Origin of the sequence: Paraburkholderia sp. 31.1 (assembly GCF_014397645.1) — a bacterium.
GTDB lineage: Bacteria > Pseudomonadota > Gammaproteobacteria > Burkholderiales > Burkholderiaceae > Paraburkholderia > Paraburkholderia tuberum.
In genome coordinates this window covers 1-1619 of record NZ_VZQN01000148.1, presented here as the reverse complement: position 1 = coordinate 1619, position 1619 = coordinate 1, and the positions used below count along the sequence as shown (strand labels likewise).

The 1619-nt window shown below is 64.8% G+C and carries 3 protein-coding genes and 1 pseudogene; all 4 read right to left on the bottom strand.

All coding sequences use genetic code 11. The features are described 5' to 3' along the window. Positions 1 to 905: pseudogene (locus F6X37_RS35690) on the bottom strand (hypothetical protein); the annotation flags it as partial. Between the two features lie 4 nt (positions 906 to 909). After that, complete coding sequence (locus F6X37_RS35685; protein ID WP_184064063.1) at positions 910 to 1053, bottom strand: GpE family phage tail protein; 144 nt, start codon at positions 1051 to 1053, stop codon at positions 910 to 912. A gap of 23 nt (positions 1054 to 1076) precedes the next feature. Then, positions 1077 to 1313 (bottom strand): phage tail assembly protein, encoded by a 237-nt coding sequence (locus F6X37_RS35680; RefSeq protein ID WP_184060406.1) that lies wholly within the window; start codon positions 1311 to 1313, stop codon positions 1077 to 1079. 21 nt (positions 1314 to 1334) lie between these two features. After that, positions 1335 to 1619, bottom strand: a 285-nt coding sequence (locus tag F6X37_RS35675) for a phage tail tube protein (RefSeq protein WP_187614660.1), incomplete at its 5' end; no start/stop codon positions are given.

Genomic DNA, 1619 nt, shown 5'->3' with positions numbered 1-1619 from the left:
CGTTGCGCAAGCTCCACAATCCGCTGCGCGATCAGTTCGCGGTTCTTCGCAATCCATTCGGTAAAGCGGTCAATCATCGGGCCGAACACCGGCGCGAGACTGTCTGCAATCGATGCTTTGAGCCCATCGGCTGCCGCACTCATCCGGTCGAGCGACAGGGCGAACGCCTGCGCACGCGCGGCCATCTGCGGCGTAAAGTCACCGCGTAGCCGCCGCGCTTCGGCCTCATACGCCTGCATGCCCCGGCGACCGCGAACGAGGACCGGCAGAAGCTGCTCGACGCCGAGCGAGCGCGCCAGATTGCGCGCCGCAGCCGGGTCCGCGCGCTGGATTCTCTGGATACGGTCCGCGAGGTCATGGAGCGCGGCCTGCGTATCGGTTGCGCCGTCCTTCGTCGTGCGCAACGTAATGCCCAGCGCCTGGATCGTCGCGAACGCAGCCTGATTGCGTCCCCAGCGTGCATCCTGCAACGTGTCTGCGAAGCCACGAAAGCCCGAGGTCATCGTATCGGCCGAGACGCCCATCAGCGTCGCCGCGCTGCGCATCTGCGTGAGTTCGCCTGCCGTGATGCCGAGCAGTCGCGCGGTGCGCTCCGTTTCCGCGCCCATGCGCTCCCACTGCACAACGAGGTCAGCCAGACCCGCAAGCGTCCCGCCGCCGACCAGCGCGAGCAGTGGCGCACCGATGCGCGTCACACTCGCCGCCGCCTTGCCTGCCTTCTGCGCGACAGCGTCCAGCCGCCTGCCAACTTCAGTCAGCCCCGACGCCTTCGAGAACCGCTGCACGCTGCGCGCGAGTTTCTGGTATGGGCGCGTCATGCGCGACACTGAATCGTTGATCCGGTTGATTGTCCTCGTCGCCTTGTCAACGGTCGAGATGGTGAACTGGATTGCCTGCGCTGCCATCGCCTTACCCCTGGCGGCGTTTCTCTGCGGCCTGCTGCGCAACGTGCTGGATGCGTCGCGCCTGCGCGAGCCATTGCGCGAGTTCAGCCCACGTCAGCGCGCCCGCGTCGCGCGGCCCCCATCCATAGAAGTGCGTCACATCGGCCACGATATCGCGCACGTTCGCGGGCACTACTCGAAAAAACCGGAGAGGTACTTGTTGCACGCGTTGAAGTCGCGCGCACCCATGCGGCCCACGGTCGCAACGTCGATCTTTGCCATCGTTGCGATCAGGTTCTTCATCGCGCGCACGTTGCCGAACTTCGCTGCGTCGTCGTTGACCTTCGCGATTTCATCGACCGTAGGTTCGCGCAGCGTGATCTCAGTCAGTCCGTCGATGGGGCTCAGTAGCGTAATGACTTCGTACATGGCGCGCCCCTTACTGTTCGCTTATTGCTCCGTGACGCTGCCCGAGAAGCCCTCGAAGCGGATTTCGAACGTCGCTTCCGGGGTTCTGACTTCCTGCGCCTCGGTGCTCCACATATTGCGGCCGACGACCGTCTTGCCGTTCGCCAGTTCGAGCGTGACCGTAACGTTGGTCATGGCGTTGAAGTCCTTGACCGTCAGCGTGCCTGCGTCGCGCAGCGTCGCGGAAATGAACGGCGCGCGCGGCTTCTCTGCATAGCCGTGTACGCGGTCCTGTCCGACCAGTGACTCACGTTCGTAGTCGGCGGG

Bases quoted from the DNA above. Each gene is read 5' to 3' on its own strand.
- F6X37_RS35680 (WP_184060406.1), bottom strand. From the start codon at position 1,313: ATGTACGAAGTCATTACGCTACTGAGCCCCATCGACGGACTGACTGAG.